This window comes from Mediterraneibacter gnavus ATCC 29149, from assembly GCF_008121495.1.
Lineage (GTDB): Bacteria > Bacillota > Clostridia > Lachnospirales > Lachnospiraceae > Mediterraneibacter > Mediterraneibacter gnavus.
The window spans coordinates 3107111-3131347 of the sequence record NZ_CP043051.1 but is presented as its reverse complement, the minus strand read 5'-3'; the positions used below and the strand labels follow the sequence as shown (position 1 = coordinate 3131347).

Genomic DNA, 24237 nt, shown 5'->3' with positions numbered 1-24237 from the left:
ATTCAGAATACTTCAACCAAAACTTTCTCCATATTTTGTGTTTCACGCACAAAACATGTGTTCTATAATTTTAAGTATAAATACAAACAGATCAGCATCCATGTATCGTCCATTGAACGCTGATGGTCCAGACGCAGAACCTCTCTTATTTTATTATAACGGTAGGTAAACGTATTCTTATGCATAAAGCACTGCCGCGCTGCATTTTGGATATTGAAATTATTCTGAATCAGACTTCCCACAATTTCAATATAATTTTTTCGAAAGTCTTCCGGAAGTTTCTGTGCAAACACATTAAAAATCTGCTGTAATTCCTGTCTTGGAATGCAAGAGGTGATATATTCTCCTATAAAATCATAAAAATAAAACGCCTGATGTTCTCCAAAAATGTGAGTTTCCAGCCATTTGCAATGCTGATACGAATAATAATACTGAGAAAAGCTGGTCTGAAAGGTTCCAACGTAGAATGTACAGCAAATCTCTTCTTCCCGCATCCATTTCAACGTACTTTTCAAATAGTCGGCAAGCAAAAATTTATAATCTGAAAAAAGATGTTCCCCTTTTAGTGTTTTGAAGATCAAAATATATCGATCTTCCATCTGAAAACTGATATCCTGCGTAAGATGTTCCCGTCCGTTCTTGATTGAATGTAAGAAAGCCTCCTGATCTGAAGCGGACTGCAGATGACAAAGAATTGGAATTCGGATCAAATCCTCCCGGTAATTCAATTCTGCTGCCAGCTTTTGTATATCCTGTGGCGCACGATATTGCTTTTGCGTCAACATCTCCATGAAACGGTCCTTCCTTGTCTGTCTTCGAAACGCCTGCATTTTCTGATTTTCATATTTGATCAGCGTTTCTATCGCCATCTTGATAATGAGTGCGATCGGTCGTATCTCATCTGGATTTCCCGTCACGCCTACCACGCCTTCCCGTTTTCCCTCAATCTCGATTATCATATTGATCCCGCTTAATACTCCCGGGTATTCATTGTCATTTTCAGTGACCATGATATCCGTTGTTCCATGCACGATCTGCCATGCAACTTCGTGAAATTTCCCGATTCGCTCCGGATTACGGCTCGCGATGATCACACCCTGTTCATTCATAATATTGACATTATAACTGGTGTATTTTGTAACCTGTTCGATTAGTTTTTCCGCCAGTGAATTCTCCAGCATCCTATCCCGCCTGCCTTTCCATTATTTCTTAAATTGTAACAAGATTCCTGGGAAACTTCCAGTTTTTTCAATCCGTATTTTTTTGATTGACACCCGTTCTGTCCTCATTTTATAATGAGAAAAATACAGTTTCCATTTTGTATTTTAGATGTCATCCAAAGGAAAGGAGTCAGAGTGTTATATATCATTATACCGATTGTAGTACTGTTACTTATTTTCTTATTTGCAGGCTATGTAAAGGCTCCGCCGAATAAAGCGGCGATCATTACCGGACTGTCAAAAAATCCAAGAGTTCTGCTTGGAAAATCAGGGTTTAAAGTACCATTTTTTGAACGTGTTGACTGGCTGGAAGTCGGGCAGATCAACATCAATGTTGTAACAGAAGATTATATTCCAACTAAAGATTTTATCAATATCAAAGTTGATGCCATTGCCCAGGTAGCAATGGAAGTTTCCAACAATCAGGTTTCTGCCGTTGCCATGCGAAACTTTCTAAACCGGAAGGCAGATGATGTGCGATCTATGATCACCGAATCTTTACAGGGAAATCTCCGTGAGATCATTGGAACCATGGATTTAAAGAGCATTTGTCAGGACAAGGCAAAATTCAGTCAGGAAGTCAAACAAAATGCAGAACAGGATATGAAAGAACTGGGAATCCGCATTCTTTCTTTCAACGTCCAGAATGTCAACGACAAAGACGGACTGATCGATGACCTTGGAATCGATAACCGCGAGACAATCCGTAAGACTGCACGGGTTGCAAAAGCAAATGCAGATCGTGATGTAGAGGTTGCATCTGCAGAAGCTGCAAACAAAGCCAGTGAAGCAAAAGTTGCAGCAGAACTTGCTATTGCACAGCGTAACAATGATCTGGAGATCCGCAAAGCTGAATTAAAAATTGGGGAAGATACAAAAAAAGCCGAAGCGGATGCCGCATACGAAATTCAGAAACAAACCTCCCGAAAAACGGTAGAAATCCGGGAACAGGAAGCAGATATTGCCCGCCGGGAAAAAGAAATTGAACTGCAGACAAAAGAAGCCGAAGTTGCTGAGAAAAAGCTGGATGCTGAGATCCGTAAAAAAGCAGAAGCAGACAAATATGCAGAAATGCAGAATGCAGATGCGGAATTATACCGCCGCCAGAAAGATGCCGAGGCACAGCAGTACGAAGCAGAGAAAGAAGCTGCGGCCATCCGTGCGAAAGGTCTGGCAGAAGCAGAAGCCATCCGGCAAAAAGGTCTGGCAGAAGCAGAAGCTCTGGACAAAAAGGCAGAAGCTATGAAAAAATACGGACAGGCAGCAATTCTGGAAATGATCGTAGGAGTTCTTCCGGATATTGCAAAAAGTGTGGCAGAACCATTATCTGCGATTGATAAAGTCACGGTAATTGGCGGAAACAGCGATGGGGTATCTGACCTTGCAGGAAATGTACCGATCATCATGGGGAAAGTCATGGAATCCGTAAAAGAAGCGACCGGAATCGATATGAACGAAATCATCCGTGCAGAAACTTTTGAAGGAAAAACAACAAAAAACATCAACTTTACAGGACTGGATCAGGTAGGAGAAGAGATTGCACAAGGTGCTGCTCAATCCGTATCTGAGACATTGCAGGAGACGGAATAGACACAAAAGATACAAGGGATTTGGATGACAGAAAGGAAAGGGCTTTGTGAAGGTACAAAGCCTTTTTAATTTCAGAAAAGATACGCGGAACAGCAATCGGTGATAAGTTTGATGCAGTGCAAAATATAACACTTTCCTCTTATCTTTATGGAATTTTTGATATATAATGGTGTTGGTAATTTATAAAATTCAGGTTAGGGGGGATACTGTGGATTCAGCAGTAAAAAGAAACAGATATGAAATAGACATGTGTAACGGTACCGTTTTGGATAAGTTGATTTCATTTTCCATTCCTTTGATGTTATCAGGAATTTTACAACTTTTATTCAATGCCGTAGACATCATTGTGGTTGGAAGATTTACAGGAAGTCAGGCATTGGCAGCAGTTGGATCAACAACTGCTTTGATCAACGTATTTACGAATTTGTTTATCGGAGTTTCACTTGGAGCAAATGTTCTGGCCGCGCGCTTCTATGCGTCAGGTCAGGAAAAGAAGATGTCAGAGACTGTACATACCGCAATTACATTCGCTTTGACCAGCGGAATTGTAATGGTTTTTGTCGGTTTGTTCTTCTCAAGGACCGCTTTGGAACTTATGGATACGCCTGCAGATGTAATTGAACAATCTGCTCTGTATATGCGGATTTATTTTGCCGGAATGCCGTTTTTTATGCTCTACAATTATGGAGCTGCCATTCTCCGTGCAGTAGGAGATACGAAACGTCCGCTTTTTTTCTTGATGATTGCGGGCGTAACAAATGCATTGCTGAATATGTTTTTAGTCATCGTTCTGCATCTTGGAGTTGCAGGAGTCGCGATTGCGACCGTAATCGCACAGATGATTTCCTGTATGTTAGTGCTTCGGTGTCTCTACAGGTCAGACAGCAGCTATCAATTCAGATTTTCTAGGATGGGATTGAAATGGATTTATTTAAAGCAGATTTTTCAGGTAGGAATTCCGGCCGGAATCCAAAGTACGGTGATCAATTTTTCGAATGTCCTTTTGCAATCCTCTGTAAATTCATTCGGTTCTGTGGCAATGGCTGGATATACTGCTGCCAACAATATTTTTGGATTTTTGTTTGCATCCGTAAATTCCATCACACAGGCCTGTATGAGCTTTACCAGTCAGAATTACAGTGTTGGAAAGTGGAAACGAATGGATAAAATTCTTCGAAACTGTATCCTTTTGTCGGTAGCAGTCTCAATTGTTATGGGAGGCGGATCCTATCTGATGGGGCCGCAGCTTTTGCGGGTTTACACATCGGATGCAGCAGTAATACAATGCGGCATGGAGATTCTCCTGTATACGACAGTGACTTATTTTATGTGCGGACTGATGGATCTGTTTCCGGGAGCACTGCGCGGCATGGGATTTTCAGCAGTTCCAATGCTCCTGTCTGTAATCGGAACAGTAGGAACCAGGATTGTCTGGATATTTTGGGTATTCCCAAAACATCGTTCTTTAGATGTACTTTTTATTTCCTACCCTGCATCATGGTTTCTTACCATTGTATTACAAGTAATCTGCTACTGTTTTGTGCGGAGAAAGCTCAAAAAAGCCATCGTGACGGCTAAAATCTGAGAATTCTTATTCCGCTGAAAAGTCATCGTGATTGAATTTGAAGGAGAAAAGAAATGTCAAGTATATATGACAGAACCGATATTTATGATTTGTTAGAAGATCAAACCCATTGGAGTGCCTATAAAAAACATTGGAAAACGTTGTTACAAGGAAAGAATGTTCATTCTTTTTTAGACGTTAGTATTGGATCAGGAAGTGTAACGTTGCCGTTATGTGAGTTGGGTGTTCAACTTGCAGGTTCCGATTTGAGCGAAGAAATGATAAGAAAATGCAAAGAAAAAGCTTCTGCGGCAGGATATGAGATTGAATTAAAGAGTTGTGATTTTAGGAAGCTTTCTTGCTGGGAAGGCAAACAATTTGACTGTGTTGCCAGTACGGGAAATTCATTGCCGCATGTAAATAATGATGATGTACTTACAGCTTTAGAGCAAATGAATTCGTTGGTAAAAAAAGGCGGATATTTATATCTGGATACTAGAAATTGGGAAAAAATTTTGAATGAAAAAAGAAGATTCTATCTGTATAATCCCGTTTTTGCAAAGAAATGCAGAGTCAATTTGGTTCAAGTCTGGGATTATAGTTCTGAAGACACTATAACTTTTAATCTTTTATATACATTTGAAAAAGAGAATCAAATAGTTCAAAGAGAAATATTTGAAGAAAAATATTATCCAATCAAGAAAGAGATGATTCTAAGTAAACTGAAGATGATGGGTTATACGAATATTTCTGTGTATTGTTTCCCATCATATTTCAAAATGCCAGAATTCGAACTGGTTGACTGGTACTGTATTATGGCAAAAAAGAATGATTAAAATTAAAGTCTTGTGTGGTAGAAATATTTTGAATAAAGCTTGGAAGCATTTTTTATCTAGGAGGAACAGGTATTGGTATTGCTGTCATTGATAGTCCATTGCTTGTTGACCATACAGAAATCAAAGATAACCTGAAATTCTATCAATCTTACTCCGATGAAAACCAGATTGCCCGTATACACGGTGTGGCAACGGCAAAAGAGTAAAAGGTGACGTGGAATTAAACAACGCTATTCGAAAAGCAAGAGAAAACAATATCGAAGTATTATGTCTGATTCCCAAAAATAAAATAAACAAATTCCAGAGTCTGACAAGAATCTCCTATACAGATGTAACCGACTTCAATAATTATATGCCCTATGATTCTGCCATAACACCTTTTGGAAGCGTGTATGTTCCAACCGCTAAAAGTACACATGCATCTAATTGCGGAAAAGAGAATTATACCTATAGCTGTTGGGGCGGAATGAGTTCCATCGTACCTTATGTTGCAGGTATGTACGCTCTGGCATGTCAGGCAGATGATTCGATCACTTTCGATGAATTTTACAAGCTGGCCAGTGAAACAGCCTATCGTTCAGAGTATACTTTTGCAACGTACGGAATGCAGGAGTATCGGATCATCAATCCTGGCGGAATCATAGAAGAACTGACTGAGAATGATGAGAAAAGTTAGGTATAGGCTTTTGTGCGGATCTTTGTTACAATATAATCAACAGAGAAGGGGTGTGAATAACATGGGTGAAGAAAAGAAACGCCTTCCGGTAGGATTGGAAAATTTTGAGCAGATTATAAAAGATAACTATTATTATGTAGATAAAACAGGATTGATTTCTGAACTGATCCGTAATGGTGGAATGGTAAATCTCTTTACCAGACCAAGGCGCTTTGGAAAAACTTTAAATATGAGTATGCTGGAGTACTTTTTTTCCATAGAGGGAGATAAAAGTATTTTTGATGGTTTGGAAATTTTAAAAGATCCGAAGCTGTGCGACGAATATATGGGAAAATATCCTGTGATCTCTGTTTCCCTGAAAGGAATCAATGCAGCTGCTTATGAGGGCGCTTTTGATTTTGCTGTGCAGATTATGCAGAGAGCGGCAGAAGCGTTTCAGTTTCTTTGCGATAGTGAATGCTTGAGCGAACATGATAAAGAGGCTTACAAAAAGCTTTTGGACAGTAACATGAGTGAGGCTGTTTTTTGCAGCGGACTAAGAAGGCTGTCGGAATTGCTGGCGAAGCATTACGGCACAAAAGTGATCCTGCTGATTGATGAATATGACGTTCCGTTGGCAAAAGCCTTTGCAAATGGATACTATGACCAGATGGTATTTCTGATCCGCAATCTGTTGGAACAGGCGTTAAAAACAAATAGCAGTCTGAAGCTTGCAGTGCTGACCGGATGTATGCGTATCTCGAAAGAAAGTATCTTTACAGGACTTAATAATTTTACAACCTTTACGATCGCAGATGTCGATTTTGATGAATATTTTGGATTTACAGATCAGGAGGTACGTGACCTTTTAACGTATTATGAATGTGCGGATAAGTATGAAAGTATCAAAGAATGGTATGATGGATACCGCTTTGGAAACGTGGACGTATATTGTCCATGGGATGTAGTTTCCTATCTTCGAAGTCTGCGTACAAACAGAGAAGCAATTCCTCAGAATTACTGGATCAATACAAGTAGCAATGCAGAAGTGAAGGAATTTATCCGGCAGTCAAAAAATCTGACCACAAAGAGGGAGATTGAGCGTTTGATGGCCGGGGAGAGTATCACAAAAACCATTCATCCGGAACTGACTTATAAGGAAATGTATGAGTCCATTGAGAATATCTGGAGTGTACTGTTTGCAACCGGGTATTTAACGCAGTCCGGTCAGGTGGATGCGAGAAAGTTTAAGCTACGGATCCCAAATTTGGAAATTCGGGATATTTTTAAAACCCAGATTATGGAATATTTCAAAGAAAGTGTTGCAAAAGACGGGGATATGCTTGGCAGATTTTGTAAGGCACTGAAAAACGGAGAGGAAAAGAAGGTTGAAGATATTTTTGAAAGTTACCTGAAAAAGACCATCAGTATCCGGGACACCTTTGTAAGAAAGGAAATGAAAGAAAACTTTTATCATGGTATTCTGCTTGGAATTTTGGGTATCAAAGAAGAATGGGGAGTCTTTTCCAATCAGGAAACCGGAGAAGGCTACAGCGATATCCTGATAGAAACAGAGAACAGTGAAACTGCAATTTTGATCGAAGTGAAATATGCAGGTGACGGAAACCTGGATGTTGCCTGTGAAAGAGCTTTAAAGCAGGTAGAGGAAAGAAAGTATGATGAGGAACTTAGGGAAAACGGAGTGGACAAAATTTTGAAATATGGGATTGCGTGTTATATGAAACGGTGTAAGGTAAAACTGGCAGAGGAATCCTACATCGAAACATAATCAGATGACAGAAAAACGGAGCTGTGAGAATGCAGTTTCGTTTTTTTGGCATGGATAGGCGGGAATTGATGTGAACAGTAACGAGTTTATATTTGACATTCCTATATCTGAGAAAGATTTGCTTGAACTCCTTCCGCAAAAAGTATATAATATGGCGGGTTAACGTGCTGTTTCAGAATGTATTCTGCTGCTTCATATTATAGTATTGAATAATGTTATGCAGTGCTATGTATTTTATGCAAGACCATGAAAATGGTGTATAATTATACATAGCGCTGCACAGTAGAGAAAAAGTAAATTTGTTACGCAAGGGCAAAAACGAGGTGAAAAACGCTACTGAAACTCATAAAAAAACAGCTATTTTTCGTGAAAATCGGAAGAGAAAAGAAGGTTAATTTTTTGTATATATTAAACAAAAATGAAAGGAGAAATATGAGAAAACTAGCTTTAAATGATGAAATATTACTAAAAATCGAGAAGCCGGCCCGGTATATCGGGAACGAAGTGAACTCTGTGATGAAAGACAAGAACGAGGTGGATGTCCGTTTCGCTATGTGCTTTCCGGACGTCTATGAGATTGGAATGTCACATCTCGGAATCCAGATTTTATATGATATGTTCAACCAAAGAGAAGATGTCTGGTGTGAACGGGTCTATTCTCCGTGGCTGGATCTGCACAAGATCATGAAAGAAGAACAGATTCCGCTATTTGCACTGGAATCTCAGGATCCGATCCGTGATTTTGATTTTCTTGGAATCACGATCCAGTACGAAATGTGCTACACCAACATTCTGCAGATTCTGGATTTAAGCCGGATTCCTCACCACAGTCGTGACCGTGGTGAGGCAGATCCAATCGTTATCGGAGGAGGTCCATGTACGTATAATCCGGAACCACTGGCAGAATTTTTTGATATTTTCTATATCGGAGAAGGGGAGACTGTCTACGACGAACTGCTGGATGCCTATAAAGAGTATCGGGCAGCAGGAAAGAGCCGTATCGAATTTTTGGAACGCGCCGCACAGATCGAAGGATTGTATGTGCCGATGTTTTACGATGCCACATACCATGAAGACGGAACGCTTGCTTCCTTTGCACCGAACAACGAGCATGCACCATCTGTGATCAAAAAACAAATGGTACTGGACGTAACCGAAGCACCGTATCCACAGGCCCCTGTCGTTCCTTTCATCAAAGCAACACAGGACCGTGTCGTTTTGGAAATTCAGAGAGGATGTATCCGCGGATGCCGTTTCTGTCAGGCAGGCATGCTGTATCGTCCGACCAGAGAGCGCAATGTGGAGCGCTTGAAGCAATACGCCAAAGCAATGCTGGAAAGCACCGGACACGAAGAGATTTCTTTAAGCTCCTTAAGCTCCAGTGATTATTCCGAATTAAAAGAGCTCGTCACCTTCCTGATCGATGAATTTAAAGGAGAGGGAATCAATATTTCCCTTCCGTCGCTCAGAATTGACGCGTTCTCGCTGGATGTTATGAGTAAAGTACAGGATATCAAAAAAAGCAGCCTTACCTTTGCTCCGGAAGCCGGCTCCCAGAGAATGCGTGATGTGATCAACAAAGGACTGACAGAAGAGATTATTTTAGAAGGAGCCGGACAGGCCTTTGAAGGCGGCTGGAACAAGGTAAAACTGTACTTTATGCTGGGGCTGCCGACAGAAACAGAAGAAGACATGAAAGCCATTGCCCATCTGGCAGAAAAGGTTGCCAGAAGATATTATGAAATTCCGAAAGAACAGCGCAATGGAAAATGTCAGATCACGGCCAGTTCTTCGTTCTTCATTCCGAAACCGTTCACCCCGTTCCAGTGGGCACAGATGTTTCCAAGTGAAGAATACATTCGCCGTGCAACGATTGTAAAGCATGAATTCTTACAGCAGTTGAACAAAAAAAGTTTGAAATATAACTGGCACGAGGCAGATGTCACAGTGCTGGAGGGTGTATTTGCCCGCGGGGACCGCAAGGTTGGAAAGGTGATCGAAGAAGCATACCGTCTGGGATGTCTGTATGATTCCTGGAGCGAAAGCTTTGACAATGAAAAATGGATGCAGGCATTTGCAAATACCGGAGTGGATATTGAGTTTTACACCATGCGGGAACGCTCCATGGATGAGCTTTTTCCATGGGATTTCATCGATATCGGCGTGACCAAAAACTTCCTGAAAAAAGAATGGGAGAGAGCAATGAACGCACAGGTTACTCCAAACTGCAGAATGCAGTGTTCCGGATGTGGTGCGGCAAAATTTGGAGGAGGTGTCTGTTTTGAAGGCAAGAATTAAATTTAAAAAATACGGTGCACTGCGCTTTATCGGACATCTGGATGTTATGCGCTTCTTCCAGAAGGCAATCCGCAGGGCGCACATTCCGATCGCCTATACCGGGGGCTACAGTCCTCATATGATCATGTCCTTTGCAAATCCGCTGGGAATCGGGATTACAAGCGAAGGAGAATATTTTGATATCGAACTGAAAGAGTCCATTTCCAGTGCTGAAGCGGTATCCCGTTTAAATGCCGTTATGGTAGAGGGAATCGAAGTTTTAAGTTTCCGCCAGATCGCAGAGGAAAAGAAGATGACCGGAATGGCGATTGTCGCGGCAGCAGACTATCTTCTTGATCTTGTGCCGGGAACACTGCCGGACGACTGGGAAACACAGATGGATGCCTTTCTCGCGCAGTCTGAGATCCGCATCTTAAAACAGACAAAACGCAGCGAAAAAGAAGTGGACATCAAACCTTTGATCTACCGGATGGAAGTGCAGGATCACAAGCTCTTTATGCAGCTCGCTGCCGGAAGTGTGGAGAATTTAAAACCGGGGCTTGTCATGGAAGCATTCTGCCGGTTTTTAGATGCAGATGCCACACAGTTAAAATTTGCACTGTGCCGTCTGGAAATGTATGCTGATTCCGGGGATGAGAACGCACGAAATCTGGTAACCTTAGAATCTCTCGGTTCAGTGATCGAATAAATCCTGCTGTGTTTGGACAGTACAAAAAAGAGAGGTATCATAATAAATGGCAGTACGAAAAATTTTAATGCTGAAAAAAGAAGGGAAGATCTGGACTTTTCTTCTTGAAAATGATGTAATCGCAGAGATCCACTGCAGTCTTCCGGACTCTGATCAGCACAGACAACCTGTACTCGGAGATATTTACATCGGAAAAGTAAAAAATATCGCGGCGAATATCGGAGCCGCTTTTATCGAGATCGCTCCGGGAAAAGAATGCTACTACGACCTAAGTCAGGCGCCTCAGGCGATCTTTACCCATAAAATCGGGAAAAAACCGCTTTGTATCGGAGACGAGCTGGTCGTTCAGATCAGCAGGGAAGCAGTCAAGACAAAAGCGCCGACTGTCAGCAGCAATATCAATTTTACCGGGCGGTATGCAGTACTGACAACCGGAAATACCAGGATCGGTACTTCCGGGAAGCTTCCCCGTTCTCTTCGGGATACGTACAAAGAAAAACTGAGTCATCTCAAAAATGAGGACTACGGGCTGATCATTCGTACGAATGCAAAGGACGTTCCCTTTGAGACGGTACTTGAGGAGATTCAGAAACTGGAGAATGCCTGTGTCAAGTTAAAAGAAACTGCTCCGTTTCGGACTTGCTTTTCCTGTCTGCAGGAGGCCCCTCCGTCTTATATTACAGATTTGAAAAATGTATACGCAGACGGATTGTCAGCAATCATTACCGATGATCCCAAGCTGTATCAGCAGATTCACGGATTTTTGCAGGCAGAGCAGCCGGAAGATCTCTCCAAACTTCAGTTTTATGAGGAACAGCTTCTGCCGCTTTCCAAACTTTACAGTACCGACATTGCCGTGGAACGCGCACTCAAAGAATACGTCTGGCTGAAAAACGGCGCTTATCTTGTCATTCAACCGACAGAAGCACTGACCGTGGTAGATGTCAATTCCGGAAAATATTCTGCGAAGACAAAAAAGAAAAGTGCGGAAACGTATTTAAAGATCAATCTGGAAGCGGCAAAGGAAACAGCACGGCAGATCCGCCTGCGCAATATTTCCGGAATTATCCTGATTGACTTTATCAACATGGATGATCCGGACATGATGCAGGAGCTATTAAAACAATTCCGCCGTTTTCTTGGAGAAGACCCGATTCAGACGTCCGTTGTGGATGTCACAGCACTCCAGTTAGTAGAAGTAACCCGTAAAAAAGTACGGCGTCCGCTTCACGAATGCGTCCGTGACAAAGCCGAAAAATCACCAGAAAGAAGTGAACACGTTGAGTAAAAAAGAATTAAAAACAAACGCCATGCGCATTTTGGACCGCAGCAAGATTTCCTACGAATACCAGACTTATGAATGTGACAATTTTACCGATGGGATCAGTACAGCCGACACACTGGGGCTGCCTCATGAACGGGTGTATAAAACCTTGGTCACAACCGGAAAGAGCGGTTCCCATTATGTGTTTGTCATCCCCATTGAAGCAGAGCTGGATCTGAAAAAAGCAGCCCGGGCAGTAGGAGAAAAGTCTGTGGAAATGCTCCCTGTCAGAGAGATCACAACTGTGACCGGGTATGTACGGGGCGGCTGTACCGCGATCGGTATGAAAAAAGCATTTCCGACAACCATTCAGGAGAACGCCCAAACGCTGGATTATATCTATGTCAGCGGCGGAAAGCTTGGAATGCAGCTGAAGCTTTCTCCGGATGACTTAAAGAACGTGACACAGGCACAATATGCTGATGTTACTTTTTAACATTTCGGAGTACACTCGGTTTTTTTGAAATCTATGATTTACAATCCTGAAAATACCCTGTATAATAGGAAAGCGAAATGATAGAGCGTGCGTTTTACAAACATCTATGCATCTAATTTGAAATAATATACAGTTGGAGGAAAGAAGATGAAGAAAGTAGTAAAATTCGGTGGAAGTTCTCTCGCCAGTGCCGAACAATTCAAAAAAGTAGGAGATATCATCCGGGCAGACAAGTCCAGACGCTATGTAGTACCTTCTGCTCCGGGAAAACGCAGTTCCAGCGACACAAAGGTCACAGATATGCTTTACAGCTGCTACAATCTTGCGATCCGTGAAAAGAAATTCACAAGCCTTCTGGATGAGATCCATGCAAGATATAACGAGATCATCGACGGTCTGAATCTGGAACTTTCACTGGATCATGAATTCGATATGATCCGTGAAAATTTTGGCAAAAAAATCGGAAGAGATTATGCTGCATCCCGGGGAGAATATTTAAATGGTATCATTATGGCAAATTATCTGGGATTTTGTTTTATCGATGCAGCTGAAGTGATCCGCTTTCATGAAGACGGCAGTCTGGATGACGAGAAAACAAACGAATTGCTCTCCCTTCGTCTTGAAGGGGAAGAATTTGCTGTCATCCCTGGATTCTACGGTGCGAAAGAAGACGGAACCATTGTCACTTTTTCCCGCGGCGGTTCTGATATCACAGGCTCTCTGGTTGCCCGTGCAGCTATGGCTGACCTGTATGAAAACTGGACCGATGTATCCGGATTTCTGATCGCAGATCCACGCATTGTTACAAATCCAAAATCCATCGAGACGATCACCTACCGTGAACTTCGTGAACTTTCTTATATGGGGGCAACTGTACTTCATGAGGATGCGATCTTCCCTGTCCGTAAAGTCGGCATCCCGATCAATATCCGCAACACCAATGCTCCACAGGACAAGGGCACACTGATCGTAGAGAGTACCTGCAGACAGCCAAAATATACCATTACCGGAATTGCCGGGACAGATGGATTTGCTGCCGTGACCATTGAAAAAGCAATGATGAACTCCGAGATCGGATTCTGCCGCAAGGTACTGGAAGAGTTTGATAAAAACGGTATTTCCATCGAGCATATGCCTTCCGGCATCGATACAATGACAATTTTTGTACATAAAGATGAGTTCGAAGAGAAAGAACAGCAGGTACTGGCCGGAATCCATAAAGCTGTGAATCCGGACCACATTGAACTGGAGTCTGATCTTGCTCTGATCGCTATCGTCGGAAGAGGAATGCGTTCCACACGCGGCACTGCCGGAAGAATTTTCTCCGCCCTTGCCCATGCCCATATCAATGTCAAGATGATCGACCAGGGATCCAGCGAGCTGAATATCATTGTCGGTGTAAGACACGATGACTTCAAAAACGCCATCCGTGCACTGTACCAGATTTTTGTAGAAACACAGATTTAAAGACAGAGGTGACACGATGAACATTTTGTTCTTTTTACATCCAAAACAGGAGGTTGCATATGTCTATGATGACTGCACACTCCGTCAGGTTCTGGAGACAATGGAACATCACAAATATGCTTCAATCCCCATGCTGAACCGTCAGGGAGAGTATGTTGGAACGATTACAGAAGGTGATCTGCTCTGGGGGATGAAAAAATATACCAATCTGAATCTGAAAGAAGCAGAACATATCTTTATTCATGATTTTGAGCGAAAAGCAGATTATATCGCAGTGGCTGCAGATTCCGATATGAAAGATTTGATCAGCCGGGCAATGAGCCAGAATTTTGTTCCGGTCGTAGATGACCAGAACAAATTTATCGGTATTATCACAAGGCGCAGCATCATCGAATATTGCTATGACAAATTGAATGAATGCGACAAATAATACATATTTTTAAAATATTTTTCTGCTTCCTATTGACTTATATGGAATATGCGTGCTATACTAACACGGTATGCCGCACAGCGAGGTTTTCAAGTTCTGATTCAGACACCGAAGCTGGCGAGTAATGATAATAGGAGGTGCCATATGTACGCAATTATAGCAACAGGTGGTAAACAGTACAAAGTAGCAGAAGGCGATATCATTAAAGTAGAAAAACTTGGTGTAGAAGCTGGAGAGACTTATACATTTGACCAGGTGCTGGCAGTAAGCAATGACAAATTAGTTGTTGGAGAGCCTACAGTAGCAGGTGCAACAGTTACAGCTTCTGTAATCGGTGACGGAAAAGCTAAAAAAGTGATCGTTTACAAGTATAAGAGAAAAACTGGATACCATAAGAAAAATGGTCACAGACAGCAGTACACAGCAGTTAAGATTGAAAAAATCAACGCTTAATCTGTCATATGATCAAGGTAACCGTTTATAAGACAGTAAATCATGACTATGCAGGTCTGGATGTACTCGGACATGCGGGGTATTCGGAAGCGGGAAGTGATGTGGTCTGTGCGGCAGTGTCTGTACTGGTCATCAACACACTCAATTCGATTGAACGTTTCACATCAGATAAGATTTCTCTTGTTTCTGATGAAGAGACCGGGATGATTGAATTTCGATTCATCCGAAAACCTTCTCATGATGCCAAGCTGCTGTTCAAATCTATGGTTCTTGGATTACAGGAGATAGAAGAAGACAGCGAATATGAACCATACATTGATATCATTTTCAAGGAGGTGTAACAACCATGATGAAATTAAACCTTCAGTATTTTGCTCATAAAAAAGGAGTTGGTTCCACACGAAACGGACGTGACTCTGAAGCTAAGAGATTAGGTGCAAAGAGAGCTGACGGACAGTTCGTAAAAGCCGGAAATATCCTTTACAGACAGCGCGGAACAAAGATTCACCCAGGTGTGAACGTAGGACGCGGAGGAGATGACACATTGTTCGCATTAGTTGACGGTGTTGTCAGATTCGAAAGAAAAGGAAGAGACAAAAAACAGGTTTCTATCTATCCGGTAGCTGAATAATTACCGTGAGAAAGCCTCAGACTTCTTAGTCTGAGGCTTCTTTTTCGTAAAACACCACACACATTTTGGTACCAAAACAATTGATTCTAATTTTTGAAGAGGAAAAAACAATGTTTGCAGACAGAGCGAAAATATTCATCCGTTCCGGCAAAGGCGGGGACGGACACTGCAGCTTCCGCCGGGAACTTTACGTGCCAAACGGAGGTCCGGACGGCGGAGACGGCGGAAGAGGCGGTGATCTGATTTTTGAAGTAGATGAAGGACTCAACACACTGATTGATTACCGTCACAAACGAAAATATGCTGCCGGAGATGGAGAAGAAGGCGGCAAGAGAAAATGCCACGGAAAGGACGGCAAAGATCTGGTTCTTCGTGTTCCGGAAGGGACCGTGATCAAAGAATCCAAGACCGGAAAAGTCATTGCAGATATGTCAGGAGACAACCGCAGACAGATCGTGTTAAAAGGCGGAAAAGGCGGACTTGGAAATCAGCATTTTGCAACTGCTACTATGCAGGTTCCGAAATACGCGCAGCCTGGACAGCCTGCCATGGAACTGGAAGTCAATCTGGAACTGAAAGTCATTGCTGACGTCGGATTGATCGGATTTCCAAATGTCGGAAAATCCACCTTCCTTTCCAGAGTCACAAATGCACAGCCGAAGATTGCCAACTACCACTTCACAACACTGAATCCAAATCTTGGAGTGGTAGACCTGGAGGGAGCAAAGGGATTTGTCGTTGCCGATATCCCGGGACTGATCGAAGGAGCTTCCGAGGGTGTCGGACTTGGACATGAATTTTTACGTCACATTGAGCGGACAAAAATGATGATCCATGTCGTAGACGCAGCCGGAACAGAAGGACGTGATCCGGTAGATGACATCTATAAGATCAACGCTGAACTTCAGGCCTACAATCCTGAAATTGCAAAGCGCCCGCAGGTGATCGCAGCAAATAAAACAGATCTGATCTACAGTGAAGATGACGATCCGATTCAGCGCCTGAAGGAGGAGTTTGAGCCACAGGGCATCAAAGTATTCCCAATCTCCGGAGTATCCGGACAGGGCTTAAAAGAACTGCTCTACTATGTAAGTGAACAGATTCAGACTATGGATGTACCTCCGATCGTATTTGAACAGGAATTCTTCCCGGAGGACGAACTGATTTATGAAGAGCTTCCTTACACAGTAGAAAAAGAAAAAGATGTCTATGTGGTAGAAGGTCCGAAAATTGAAAAGATGCTTGGTTACACCAATCTGGATTCCGAAAAGGGATTCGCTTTCTTCCAGAAATTCTTAAAAGAAACCGGTATTCTGGACAAATTGGAAGAAGCAGGTATTCAGGAAGGCGATACCGTGAAAATGTACGGCCTGCAGTTTGATTACTATAAATAAATTTCATATATTTTAACAGGAGATTGAATATCATGACAACAAAACAGAGAGCCTATTTAAAAAGTCTTGCCATGACCATGGATCCGATCTTTCAGATTGGAAAATCCAGCATGACTCCAAGCCTTACACAGGCGATCAGCGAGGCTTTGGATGCACGTGAACTGATCAAGATCAGTGTATTGCAGAACTGTGCGGATGATCCGAGAGCTTTGGCAGAAATGGTGGCTGAGCGCACCCGTTCTCAGGTCGTACAGGTCATCGGCAAAAAAATTGTATTGTACAAAGAAGGAAAAGACGATAAGAAAAAAATCGTACTTCCGTAGGAGATTTCTATGAGAATCGGAATTATGGGCGGAACCTTTGACCCGATTCATATCGGACATCTGCTGCTTGGTGAATTTGCCTATGAGCAGTTCCATCTGGATGAAGTCTGGTTTCTGCCCAACGGAAATCCGCCTCACAAAGAAGTGGAAGATACAGAAGAAGCGCTTGCACACCGGGTTGAAATGGTGCGGCTTGCTGTGAGAGAAAACCCGCATTTTCAACTTTCCCTTCACGAGGCAAAAAAAGACTGTCATTCTTACACGTATAAAACTCTGCAGGAATTTCATGCGCTGTATCCTGAGAATGAATATTTCTTTATTCTTGGAGCGGATTCTCTCTTTTCCATCGAACAATGGAAATATTTCAAAGAGATTTTTCCATCCTGTACCATTCTGGCAGCAATGCGGGATGATAAAGATTCTTTTGATATGCAGCGTCAGATTCAGTATCTGGAAACGAATTACCAGGCAAAGATCGAACTTTTACAGGCACCGCTTCTGGAGATTTCATCGACAACGATCCGAAATCGTGCTGCCCAAAATCGTTCGATCCGCTATATGGTTCCGGATTCTGTTGCAGATTATATTCAAAAACTGCAATTATATACCAAAAGAGAAGAGGAGAGGTCATGACAACTGAATTAACTGCCATCCGCAAAAAGCTTGAAAAGAAGCTGAAAGAAGAACGTTATATCCACACTCTCGGCGTCATGTACACCGCTGCTTCCATGGCTATGCGCCATGGAGCGGATGTCCAAAAAGCCATGACTGCCGGTCTTTTGCATGATTGTGGAAAATATTGCGACGTCAATGAACAAATCCTGCTCTGCAGGAAGCATCACATTAAACTGTCAGATGCCGAACTGGAGGTTCCTGCGCTGATCCATGCCAGATTGGGTGCCTATTTTGCAGAATACGAATACGGCATCACAGATTCGGAGATCCTGGATGCGATCACCTATCACACAACCGGGCGTCCGGCCATGACCATGATTGAAAAAATCGTCTATCTGGCAGATTATATCGAACCCGGAAGAAAAAAGATTCCGGGGCTGGCCGAAGTGCGAACTGCCGCATTTGATGACATCGACACCGCTGTCTGCATGACAGCAGAATCAACTCTGGCATTCTTAAAAAGAGCCGGAAGAAAAGTAGATCCTATGACAGAAAAAACCTGTCAGTATTATAAAAATAAAGCCGCAATATCCCTGTAAAGGGATATCGGACAATCCGGAAAGGAGAACAAATTATGGAACAGTCAAAACTTATGGCACGTCTTGCTTATCAGGCACTGGACGATAAAAAAGGCGAGGATATCCAGGTAATTGATATCTCTCAGGTTTCCGTCCTTGCAGATTATTTTATCATTGCAAACGGAAACAGTGAAAGCCAGGTACGTGCACTGGTAGACAACGTGGAAGAAGAACTTTCAAAAGCCGGATATGAAATGAAACAGAGAGAAGGATATGGCTCCGGAAACTGGGTGCTGATGGATTTCGGCGAGATCATCGTCCATGTTTTCGACAAAGAAAACCGTCTGTTTTATGATCTGGAACGTATCTGGAGAGACGGAAAGCATGTAGATTTTTCTGAGTTGTAAAAAGAATAGAAGATCAGTAAAAAAGCGGGAATCAGTCTGATGTAAGCGTCGTCTGATTCCCGCTTTTATAATAATGTATCCGTCTACCGGAAGAAGCGAAATACTCCAATGACTTTTCCGATAATGGAAACATCTTTTACGATGATTGGATCCATAAAATCATTCTCCGGCTGAAGGCGGATGATTCCTTCTTCCCGATAGAAGGTCTTCACAGTCGCACCATCCTCAATCAATGCAACCACCATATCTCCATTTTCTGCCGTATGTTCTTCCTGAACAAGAACCATATCTCCATCCAGAATGCCGGCATTGACCATGCTTTCTCCTTTTACCTCCAGAAGAAACGTCTGCTTATTTGGCATCATCTCTACCGGTATCGGGAAGTAGTTCTCAATATTCTCCTGTGCCAGAAGCGGCTCCCCGGCAGCCACACGCCCGATCAGAGGGACATTGACAACCTCTCTTCTGAGAAGATTAAATTCATCGTCCAGAATCTCAATCGCTCTTGGCTTCGTAGGATCTCTGTGGATATACCCGTTTCTCTCCAGTGTCTCCAGATGAGAATGTACGGAAGACGTGGACTTCAGATTCACTGCCTCACAAATCTCACGTACTGCCGGTGGAAACCCGCGCTCTAATATCTGTGATTTGATATATTCTAAAATCTCTCTCTGCTTATCTGTAATCGTTCCTTTTGACATAATAACCCTCCTGCAAGTTCTTTCCGACTCATTATTTAGTTCATTTTATCATAGCACACTGCAAAAATCAAACATTTGTTTGGAAACTATGTTCGATTTCTATATTTTCTTATGATTTTTTGTTTTCTGCTTGACCATCGTCTTACTCTATAGTTTATTGTAGATAAGGTGACTAAAACAGACATACTTTTTTTAGGAGGTAATCTACTTATGCAACTTATTCTTCACTACCTGAAGCGATACAAGAAGCTGTTTGTTTTAAATATTATTTCCGTATTCGGATTTGCACTTGTAGAGCTTGGCATTCCGACGATCGTATCTGAAATGATCGATAATGGGATCATGAATCAGGACAAACAGTATTTAATCCGCATGGGAATCGTGATCGCAGTGATTTCTTTGATCGGTGTATCCGGAACGATCCTGCTTGGATACTGCTGTGCCAAAATTTCCACATCTGTAACACGGGATATCAGAGAAGATGTATTTCAGAAAGTACAGACATTCTCACACAATGAGATGAATCAGTTTGGTATCGCTTCTTTGATCACCCGGACAAACAATGATGCATTTCAGATCATGACGTTTTTGAATGTGATTTTACGGACCGCACTTTTGACACCGATCATGATCATTGTCAGCTTCACTCTGACGATCCGTTCCTCTTTGAATCTCTCTTTGATCATTGCATCCACCGTCCCTGTAATCATCCTGGGCGTTGTGATCGTAGGAAAAATATCGGGACCGCTCAGTGACAGACAACAGAATTCTCTGGATCGTATCAATCGCATCTTCCGTGAAAATCTCACCGGAATCCGTGTGATTCGCTCTTTTAACAATGATGGCTACGAATCCGAACGCTTTGACAGTGAAAACAGCTACTTCATGAAACAATCTCAAAATCTGTTCAAGCTGATGTCTTCCACAGAACCGGTCTTTTTCCTTTTGATGAATCTGGCCGCTTTGTGTATCTATCTGACAGCAGCAAACATGATCGATGCACAGACTCTGCAGGTCGGAAAGCTGGTGGCTTTCATGGAATATCTGTTTCATGCTATGTTTTCTGTCATGCTTTTCTGTATGGTTTTTATGCTGTATCCGAGAGCCAGCATCTCTGCAAAGCGAATTATGGCCGTATTGAATACAGAAACTTCAATTGAAAATCATCCCGGGAATGCTCAGACAGATTCTGGGTCCGGTGAACACAGCGTGATCTTCGAGCATGTGGATTTCGTTTACCCGGATGGAGAGGAAGCTGTACTGAAAGATATTTCTTTTTCCGCAAAAAGCGGAGAGACCGTTGCCTTTATCGGAAGCACAGGTTCCGGAAAAAGCTCCCTGATCCAGCTAATTCCAAGATTTTATGACCGCGCTTCTGGAAATATTTACATTGACGGTCAAAAAATCGAAGATCTGGATATCAATGCTCTTCGAAGTAAAATCGGATTTGTTCCGCAGAAAGCACACCTGTTTTCCGGAACAATCGAAGAAAATATCCGCTTTGGAAAACCGGATGCCACAATGGATGAAATCATTCATGCCGCAAAGATTGCCCAGGCATATGATTTTATTATGGAAAAACCACATCAGTTCCAGGAACAGATCGTTGAAGGAGCAACCAATGTCTCCGGCGGTCAGAAACAGCGTCTGTCGATCGCCCGTGCTTTGATCCGAAAGCCGGAGATCTACATCTATGACGATTCCTTTTCTGCTCTGGATTTTAAGACAGATGCCCGACTTAGAAAAGCTCTGAAACCGGAGATTAAAAACGCCATCGTCTTTCTTGTGGCACAACGGGTTTCTACGATTCTGGACGCAGATAAGATCGTAGTTCTGGATGAAGGCAAAATTGCCGGAATCGGAACTCACAGGGAGCTGCTTGCATCCTGTCCGATTTATTACGAAATTGCAGCTTCCCAGCTGAGCAAGGAGGAATTGACTTATGCCTGAGAATAAACTGACCTTTCGAAACTGTATCCGTGAACTGCTCGGGTTCGTCCGTCCATACCGTATCAGGTTGTCGATCGCACTGTTTATGATCATAGTGACCAATCTGACATTTGCCCTGAATCCTATGATGGAAGGAAAGATCACCACGCAGCTTGCCAGTGACGGTGCGAAAATCCTGCAGGGAGTCCCGGGAGCGCACGTTCAATTTTCAATCCTGTTCCGTTTTATGGGGATTCTGTTGTGTCTGTACATCCTAAAGACGATCTCACAGCTGATTACATCAGTTTTCCTCACAGACGCCATTCAGAAAACTATGCATGACATCCGCAATGCACTGCAGAAAAAAATCCAGCGTCTCCCGGTCAAATATTTTGATGACCACGCATTTGGAGATATTTTAAGCAGTGTTACAAACGACGTCGATACACTGAGTAATGCACTCCAGCAAACGCTTTCCCGCGTATTTGCAGCAATCCTCACCTTCCTGTTTGTCATCTTCATGATGTTTTCCATCAATGTCTGGATGGCACTGACAGCACTTTTGATTATTCCTCTGACCATACTGATCACATTTGGATTTGTAAAACGTTCACAAAAACTGTTTGATCTGCAGCAGGAGATGGTAGGAGAGTTGAACGGAACGATTACAGAATTATACGGCGGATTTAACGAAATTCTCCTTTTCAACCGACAGAAAGATTCCTGCAACAGATTTTCTGCAGTCAATCAAAAGATGGCAGATGCCGCATTTAAGGCTCAGTTCCTTTCTTCCTTGATTTCGCCGTTTGTATCCCTCGTCACCTATCTGACGATTGGAAGCATTGCCGTCATGGGAAGCTTTTTTGTCATAAACGGTTCTGTCACCGTAGGGAATCTGCAGGCATTTATCCGTTATATCTGGCAGATCAATGATCCGTTATCCCAGGTATCTCAGCTGTCTTCCCAGGTACAGTCCGCCTATGCTGCCATGAACCGGATTTTTACGCTGTTAAATGAAACAGAAGAGGTACAAAAAGGCAGTGTTAAGATTGATGTCTCCCAAATTCAGGGAAACGTAACATTTGACCACGTGCAGTTTGGTTACACAGATGAACTTTTGATGAAAGATGTCAGCTTCTGGGTACAGTCCGGACAAATGGTTGCGATTGTCGGGCCTACCGGTGCCGGAAAGACCACGCTGATGAATCTGCTGCTTCGTTTCTACGATGTGAACGGCGGATCCATCAAAATTGACGGAATTGATATCCGGGACATGGACCGAAGTGATCTTCGCAGCCTGTTTTCTCTCGTTCTTCAGGATACCTGGCTGTTTTCCGGCAGTATTTTTGAAAACATCCGTTACGGATCTTTGACTGCCCGAAAAGACGAAGTAGTTGACGCAGCAAAAATGGCAAATATCCACCATTATATTTCTACGCTGAGCCATGGCTATGACTCTATGATCAATGAAGAGTCCAACAATATTTCTCAGGGAGAAAAACAGCTTCTCACAATCGCAAGAGCTATTTTAAAAAACCCGAGGATTCTGATTCTCGACGAAGCTACATCAGCAGTCGATACCCGTCTGGAACGGATGCTCCAGGACGCAATGCAGAAAGTCATGGCAGGGCGAACCTCTTTTGTCATTGCCCACCGGCTTTCAACGATACGCAATGCCGAACTGATCCTGGTCGTAGATAACGGAAATATCATTGAGCAGGGAACGCATGAAGAACTCTTAAGAAAAAACGGTACCTATCAGAAGCTGTATCACTCCCAATTTGCAAACCTGGAAACCATAACAGCAGAAGAGTAGTCTTTCCAAAAAAACAGATAATAACCTAGTTGACAAACATACGTTCTGGTGATATACTTCTTTGTGTAGTAAGAACGTATGTTCTTTTTGCTTGTTTCATTATGTTCAGGGGGATTTTACAATGAGAAAAAAGAAAAAGATGTCAGCAGTTATTACACTTATTTTATTTTGCGGGTGCTTTTTATTTGGAAGCTTTCTGTCTTTTGCACAGAATTCAAGAACGGAAGAGCCTGTGCAATTCAAATGCTACAAAAGCATTGTAATCCAGGAGGGAGACTCTTTGTGGAGCCTTGCAGAACGCCATATAGACTCAGAATCTGAAACAGCTGTGAAAGAATACATCAAAGAATTGAAACAGATCAATCAGCTGGAATCTGAAACCATACAAACCGGAGAACATTTGATCATCCCGTATTACACAACAGAATTTCCACAATAATTGTTTTTATATCATACAGATATCATTTACACCCCATGTAATTGATATAAATTCACTCCAAAAAGGAATGCTGTCAGGCAGATAGAGCTTATCTGTACTGCAGCATTCCTTTTTTATAAAAGCATTGAAAGTATGAATCACATACTTTATAATATATCCATTAAACAAAAAAGATCAAAACAGGAACAGAAAGAAGGTAAACAAATGTTAATAGAATGTCCGGCAAATACACGATTACAAGATTATCTCTTACAAAACGATATCCACATTTTGACGGCCTGCGGCGGTCGCGGAAACTGTGCAAAATGCGTTGTCCGGATTATAAAGGGACACGCCACAGTAAATACAATGGATCAAATATGGTTCTCAGAAGAGCAGCTTCTTGCCGGTTATCGGTTAGGTTGCCATGTATATGCAAAAGAACCGCTTACAGTAGAAATTCCCAATTAACTGCTCAAAACAGCAGTGTTTTCAGTCGTTTCAATCTATACGACAAATACTGATTTTTCCAAAAGATTAGCGTTTTTTTAACAACTACTCCAGAATGATCCTGTTTTGAACCTGTTGTGGGTTCTGCAATGGCCATTCAAAGATATCATTGTTGCCTATCTTTCAATATGTTATAATAACTTCATAAATAAAAAAGAACGAGGC

25 protein-coding genes are annotated in these 24237 nt (G+C 42.4%); 23 read left to right on the top strand and 2 right to left on the bottom strand.

The genetic code is table 11. From position 1 onward, the window contains the following. Positions 1-62: 62 nt before the first annotated feature. Positions 63-1181, bottom strand: coding sequence for a CdaR family transcriptional regulator (locus FXV78_RS15620; protein ID WP_004844882.1), 1119 nt, complete (start codon positions 1179-1181; stop codon positions 63-65). A gap of 114 nt (positions 1182-1295) precedes the next feature. Here FXV78_RS15620 and FXV78_RS15615 point away from each other — a divergent pair, with 114 nt between their 5' ends. From FXV78_RS15615 to rsfS, 19 genes are all read left to right on the top strand, one after another. After that, positions 1296-2810, top strand: coding sequence for a flotillin family protein (locus FXV78_RS15615; protein ID WP_004844881.1), 1515 nt, complete (start codon positions 1296-1298; stop codon positions 2808-2810). A 247-nt stretch (positions 2811-3057) separates the two neighbouring features. Further along, positions 3058-4395, top strand: coding sequence for an MATE family efflux transporter (locus FXV78_RS15610; RefSeq protein ID WP_373157411.1), 1338 nt, complete (start codon positions 3058-3060; stop codon positions 4393-4395). 53 nt (positions 4396-4448) lie between these two features. Next, positions 4449-5210, top strand: a complete 762-nt coding sequence (locus tag FXV78_RS15605) for a class I SAM-dependent methyltransferase (RefSeq protein WP_004844879.1) — start codon at positions 4449-4451, stop codon at positions 5208-5210. A 214-nt stretch (positions 5211-5424) separates the two neighbouring features. Next, positions 5425-5886, top strand: coding sequence for a hypothetical protein (locus FXV78_RS15600; RefSeq protein ID WP_004844877.1), 462 nt, complete (start codon positions 5425-5427; stop codon positions 5884-5886). Between the two features lie 61 nt (positions 5887-5947). After that, on the top strand, positions 5948-7654 hold the full coding sequence (locus tag FXV78_RS15595) for an AAA family ATPase (protein ID WP_009244623.1): 1707 nt from the start codon (positions 5948-5950) through the stop codon (positions 7652-7654). A gap of 432 nt (positions 7655-8086) precedes the next feature. Continuing rightward, entirely contained in the window at positions 8087-9952 is a 1866-nt protein-coding gene (locus FXV78_RS15590) for a TIGR03960 family B12-binding radical SAM protein (RefSeq protein ID WP_009244622.1), read from the top strand. Continuing rightward, positions 9936-10640, top strand: coding sequence for a TIGR03936 family radical SAM-associated protein (locus tag FXV78_RS15585; protein WP_004844874.1), 705 nt, complete (start codon positions 9936-9938; stop codon positions 10638-10640). The genes FXV78_RS15590 and FXV78_RS15585 overlap by 17 nt, the downstream gene beginning before the upstream one ends. A 46-nt stretch (positions 10641-10686) precedes the next feature. Next, a complete protein-coding gene (locus FXV78_RS15580) occupies positions 10687-11928 on the top strand; it encodes a ribonuclease E/G (protein ID WP_004844873.1) in 1242 nt (413 codons plus the stop codon). Further along, the gene (ybaK, locus tag FXV78_RS15575) at positions 11921-12400 is read left to right on the top strand and encodes a Cys-tRNA(Pro) deacylase (RefSeq protein ID WP_004844872.1); all 480 of its coding nucleotides are present in this window, start codon (positions 11921-11923) and stop codon (positions 12398-12400) included. Before FXV78_RS15580 ends, ybaK begins: the two co-directional genes overlap by 8 nt. A 147-nt stretch (positions 12401-12547) precedes the next feature. Next, on the top strand, positions 12548-13867 hold the full coding sequence (locus FXV78_RS15570; RefSeq protein ID WP_009244618.1) for an aspartate kinase: 1320 nt from the start codon (positions 12548-12550) through the stop codon (positions 13865-13867). A 16-nt stretch (positions 13868-13883) separates the two neighbouring features. Continuing rightward, positions 13884-14297 carry a CBS domain-containing protein gene (locus FXV78_RS15565; RefSeq protein WP_004842921.1) on the top strand — a complete coding sequence of 138 codons (414 nt, stop codon included), beginning with the start codon at positions 13884-13886 and terminating at the stop codon, positions 14295-14297. 144 nt (positions 14298-14441) lie between these two features. Beyond that, positions 14442-14750, top strand: a complete 309-nt coding sequence (gene rplU / locus FXV78_RS15560; protein WP_009244617.1) for a 50S ribosomal protein L21 — start codon at positions 14442-14444, stop codon at positions 14748-14750. 8 nt (positions 14751-14758) lie between these two features. Continuing rightward, positions 14759-15091: a ribosomal-processing cysteine protease Prp gene (locus FXV78_RS15555; RefSeq protein ID WP_004842919.1), complete on the top strand. Its 333-nt coding sequence runs from the start codon at positions 14759-14761 to the stop codon at positions 15089-15091. Positions 15092-15096: 5 nt separating this feature from the next. Continuing rightward, positions 15097-15381 carry a 50S ribosomal protein L27 gene (gene rpmA, locus FXV78_RS15550; protein WP_004842918.1) on the top strand — a complete coding sequence of 95 codons (285 nt, stop codon included), beginning with the start codon at positions 15097-15099 and terminating at the stop codon, positions 15379-15381. A 110-nt stretch (positions 15382-15491) separates the two neighbouring features. Beyond that, positions 15492-16775, top strand: a complete 1284-nt coding sequence (gene obgE, locus FXV78_RS15545; RefSeq protein WP_009244616.1) for a GTPase ObgE — start codon at positions 15492-15494, stop codon at positions 16773-16775. A 32-nt stretch (positions 16776-16807) separates the two neighbouring features. Next, positions 16808-17098 carry a ribosome assembly RNA-binding protein YhbY gene (gene yhbY / locus FXV78_RS15540; protein ID WP_004842915.1) on the top strand — a complete coding sequence of 97 codons (291 nt, stop codon included), beginning with the start codon at positions 16808-16810 and terminating at the stop codon, positions 17096-17098. A 9-nt stretch (positions 17099-17107) separates the two neighbouring features. Continuing rightward, positions 17108-17731 (top strand): nicotinate-nucleotide adenylyltransferase, encoded by a 624-nt coding sequence (gene nadD / locus FXV78_RS15535; protein ID WP_004842914.1) that lies wholly within the window; start codon positions 17108-17110, stop codon positions 17729-17731. Continuing rightward, entirely contained in the window at positions 17728-18312 is a 585-nt protein-coding gene (yqeK, locus tag FXV78_RS15530) for a bis(5'-nucleosyl)-tetraphosphatase (symmetrical) YqeK (RefSeq protein WP_004842913.1), read from the top strand. Before nadD ends, yqeK begins: the two co-directional genes overlap by 4 nt. A 35-nt stretch (positions 18313-18347) precedes the next feature. Next, positions 18348-18698: a ribosome silencing factor gene (gene rsfS / locus FXV78_RS15525; protein ID WP_004842912.1), complete on the top strand. Its 351-nt coding sequence runs from the start codon at positions 18348-18350 to the stop codon at positions 18696-18698. 83 nt (positions 18699-18781) lie between these two features. Here rsfS and lexA read toward each other — a convergent pair whose 3' ends face one another. Then, the gene (gene lexA / locus FXV78_RS15520) at positions 18782-19399 is read right to left on the bottom strand and encodes a transcriptional repressor LexA (RefSeq protein ID WP_004842911.1); all 618 of its coding nucleotides are present in this window, start codon (positions 19397-19399) and stop codon (positions 18782-18784) included. Between the two features lie 210 nt (positions 19400-19609). Here lexA and FXV78_RS15515 point away from each other — a divergent pair, with 210 nt between their 5' ends. From FXV78_RS15515 to FXV78_RS15500, 4 genes are all read left to right on the top strand, one after another. Next, a complete protein-coding gene (locus FXV78_RS15515) occupies positions 19610-21349 on the top strand; it encodes an ABC transporter ATP-binding protein (RefSeq protein ID WP_009244615.1) in 1740 nt (579 codons plus the stop codon). Then, the gene (locus FXV78_RS15510; protein ID WP_004842909.1) at positions 21342-23144 is read left to right on the top strand and encodes an ABC transporter ATP-binding protein; all 1803 of its coding nucleotides are present in this window, start codon (positions 21342-21344) and stop codon (positions 23142-23144) included. Before FXV78_RS15515 ends, FXV78_RS15510 begins: the two co-directional genes overlap by 8 nt. A 121-nt stretch (positions 23145-23265) precedes the next feature. Continuing rightward, the gene (yneA, locus tag FXV78_RS15505) at positions 23266-23583 is read left to right on the top strand and encodes a cell division suppressor protein YneA (protein WP_004842908.1); all 318 of its coding nucleotides are present in this window, start codon (positions 23266-23268) and stop codon (positions 23581-23583) included. 204 nt (positions 23584-23787) lie between these two features. Further along, a complete protein-coding gene (locus FXV78_RS15500) occupies positions 23788-24033 on the top strand; it encodes a 2Fe-2S iron-sulfur cluster-binding protein (protein ID WP_009244613.1) in 246 nt (81 codons plus the stop codon). The last annotated feature ends 204 nt before the right edge of the window (positions 24034-24237 follow it).